We start from the raw sequence: 2994 nt of genomic DNA on the forward strand, positions 1-2994 counted from the left end.
ACATCGTTGTCGTGCATCGCCGTCAGATCGAGTGGATTGCAAAATTTCGGCCCAATCTCGGCCTCAAATTTTATCCGGCTGCCTTCAAAAAAGCGGCGTCCACAGGAACGTACCGCAATAAACTTAGCGGACCACCGTCCAGCAGCCGATCCGGCGGCACTTCGGGCGACTTGAATCCATTCGCTATTCACAAAACGTCGACAGGCTAACGGCCGGCGTCGCCAAAACCAGGATTGTCGAGACCCGCAAGAGACTGTTGAAAGGCAGCCTTGGCTATCGGCCGCGCCAAATCAGGCTGGTTGGTGCTGGCTGTCGGATTCCTCAAACAAAAAGGTCGCCGGGTTGCGGCCGAGCGCCTTGCCGACGGCGGCGATCGTATCGATGCTGACATTGCCGGTCGCGCGCTCGAGCTTGGTGAAAGTGATCTTCGACACACCCATAAGCTCCGCCATTTGATAGCGGAGCAGATTGCGGCGCTCACGCTCGTTGTTGATGATGGCGGCGAGGCGCGTGCGAATCGATTTTTCGGTGAGCTTGTGCGCCCAGGGTTCCACCTTGGCGCCGCCGACCAGAAGTGTCGCGATCGAGACCTGTAGCGCCTGGGCCATGTGTTCGACCGTCTGGAGCGTCGCGTTGTTTCGCTTTCTAGTGGTCCGAATGTAAGTGCGGTACGCGAGCCCTTGACCGGGTGACGTTCTGAACAGTTCCGCCATCTGTTGATGGCGAAGCTTTCGCTTACGGCGCTCGCTTTCAAGGAACGCCGCGATATTGTCTCGAAGGGGGTTGTTCACCTCGCCCGCTTCATTTGGCAGCATAAATCTGTGTATTCGCACGAACTCGCCTGTTCGATCTGCCCTTTTCCCAGACCAAAATCCATAGTAAAGTGTCAAATGGCGCACAGAGAAAAAGGGTCACGACCGTGCTGAAGTATCTCGTTGTGAGCGCTGCCGCTATCGCGGGCGCCGCGTCTGTTTCGTCCCAAGCACTTGCATCCGAGTGGGGGTGTCAGGTCCTCCTTTGTCTGTCTGGTGACTGGCAGGGCACGCCCTCTTGCCATCCGCCAATTGATCGGCTGATCGACGCCATGGGACTGCCTGGGTTTTCCTGGCCGACTTGTCCGCAGGCCAATTCGTCCGGCGCCCGCTACGATCCGTACGAGGCCTGCCCGCAGGGATGGACGCCTTACGCGCCGGCAACCGACCGGCCGGGACAAGGCCAAGGCGGCATGTGCCGAATCGCGGCTGGCAACCTCGGTCAGCTTGGCAGCTCTGGAGTGCAGCGTGGAGAGGCCGATGGAAACCCGACGGGAACCATCCAACTCGGCGGCCGCACCGTGCCGGTCCAACTTAGCTATGTACCGAGCGGAGCGCATAACGATCGAACAACCACCTATTACGACATCCAACGCCCACGCCGCGCGAAGCCTTACTACATCGATTACGACGACGCGAACGGGCTGCGGCAGCGCAGCTGGTTCAACCTTAGCAGACCATAATCTTGAGTCACCCCGGACGGCTAAATTAGGTGTATGAAAAGAGGCAGTTACCCCGATGAAAAGCGTCAACAGGTTCACCATTCATGGCAATGTCGGGTCGGTAGCGCCCTTCGACAAAAGCACCAGGGTCAACATTGCCACCAATCGCAATTGGCGCGACGAACAAGGCCAACCCAAGGAAGCCACTGATTGGGTCCAGGTAACGGTCCTGGAGGAGAAGCAAGCCGCCTGGGTAGCCGAGAACGCCAAGCCCGGCGATGTTGTCCTTGTCGAAGGCCGAATCAGCAACAACTCTTTCAAACGCAACGGTGAGACGGTCTATACCACGGACCTTATCGCCTCGACGTTCAACGTTTTTCCGAAGCCGTAATCATGTTCAATGCCGGGGCTCTTGTCATGGGGGCGGCGTCCGGAACATTGGTCGGCATAGGCGGCACGCTCGCTCTTTATCCGACACAAGACCAGCTCACCGCAGCGATTGCGTCCGAGCCGGCGCTGTGTGAAAAATTGGCCGCAGCCGGCCTTGAGATTCCATCTCCGGCCAAGGCTTTGGAAGCTTTCCGGCGAGCAAAGAACACTGATCAAGCGACGCTGCGGCTGGGAGAGTGCTCGAAGAACACCGTCGGACCTGGCGTGCAGTGCGCCGAGAAGTACAAGCTTCGCACTTTTTGGAAAGACGAAGCTGTTGGCGTGGTCGCGTTCTCCAGGGGACCTGATGGCTGGCAAGCGGGGCAGGTTCAATGATTGTCTGCTTGCGAAGGTCATGTTTCGGCGCAGGTCCGCGGTCTGTCTCAACACCGTCGAAATCCTTCCTGCAGTGATCGCCCGCTGGCGGCACCGGAACTATCTGACCCGCAATCCGGCCCATCGAAGGATCTTCATTTCGTGTCGCCGCAATTCCCGTGCCCAAAGAGCCGGAGCCGGAGCGCGCCCCCCACAGCGCCGTAGGGACGGCGGAGGCCGGAGATAACGGGCCGCTGGCGGTTTGCTCTACAGGAGCCGTGCTTGGCGCGGGCTCGGTTCGCGTCGCTCACTTGTGCGGGGTGCAATAGACGCCTTGGGATTCCAAAAGGACGGCGCCGCCCTTCAATTCCGTCAGGGCGCCGACCCAAGCGTCGGAATAGGTGCGGCTGGCGTCTACCGCCGTCAGCCAGATGACCCGATTGTCGGCCAGCTCCACCTTGACCTCGCTTTGAAGCGGACTCGCCTGCACCGTTTGCTGATAATGGCGCCTGATGCGGACATCGCCGCTGGCAAACTCGATGTTGTTGTTGTCGTAATTGAGCAGGAATTGAGCATCCCCTTTAGCGACCTTGCAGGAGCCGTCGCGTTCACACACAATTTTTGCTGCCGTCGAGCAATCCCATCGTAGCCCGGCAGGCCACATCGGATTGCTGCCGCCCCCCTTGGACTGATCACCTAGAGCGGCGGCGCCGACGCTCGCAGCCGCCGCTGCGGCCACCAATATCTCCCTAACCATCCGCTCCGCACGCCTCGCT

6 protein-coding genes are annotated in these 2994 nt (G+C 59.6%); 4 read left to right on the plus strand and 2 right to left on the minus strand.

Annotation, left to right across the window (positions count from 1 at the left end; genetic code table 11):
- Nucleotides 1-209: hypothetical protein (locus ACWGS9_RS34450; protein WP_454509388.1), on the plus strand; the 209-nt coding region annotated here is incomplete at its 5' end.
- An 81-nt stretch (nt 210-290) separates the two neighbouring features.
- On the opposite strand, the gene ACWGS9_RS34455 is transcribed toward ACWGS9_RS34450, so the two are convergent.
- Complete coding sequence (locus ACWGS9_RS34455; protein ID WP_454509389.1) at nt 291-815, minus strand: helix-turn-helix domain-containing protein; 525 nt, start codon at nt 813-815, stop codon at nt 291-293.
- Between the two features lie 104 nt (nt 816-919).
- Here ACWGS9_RS34455 and ACWGS9_RS34460 point away from each other — a divergent pair, with 104 nt between their 5' ends.
- From ACWGS9_RS34460 to ACWGS9_RS34470, 3 genes are read left to right on the plus strand one after another with little or no spacing between them, the layout of a single operon-like run.
- Entirely contained in the window at nt 920-1495 is a 576-nt protein-coding gene (locus ACWGS9_RS34460; RefSeq protein WP_454509390.1) for a hypothetical protein, read from the plus strand.
- A 55-nt stretch (nt 1496-1550) separates the two neighbouring features.
- Nucleotides 1551-1865, plus strand: coding sequence for a single-stranded DNA-binding protein (locus ACWGS9_RS34465; RefSeq protein ID WP_454509391.1), 315 nt, complete (start codon nt 1551-1553; stop codon nt 1863-1865).
- A 2-nt stretch (nt 1866-1867) separates the two neighbouring features.
- Nucleotides 1868-2239: a hypothetical protein gene (locus ACWGS9_RS34470; RefSeq protein WP_454509392.1), complete on the plus strand. Its 372-nt coding sequence runs from the start codon at nt 1868-1870 to the stop codon at nt 2237-2239.
- Between the two features lie 286 nt (nt 2240-2525).
- On the opposite strand, the gene ACWGS9_RS34475 is transcribed toward ACWGS9_RS34470, so the two are convergent.
- Complete coding sequence (locus ACWGS9_RS34475; RefSeq protein WP_454509393.1) at nt 2526-2975, minus strand: hypothetical protein; 450 nt, start codon at nt 2973-2975, stop codon at nt 2526-2528.
- Between the last annotated feature and the right edge of the window lie 19 nt (nt 2976-2994).

The organism is Mesorhizobium sp. Arg314, from assembly GCF_053714275.1.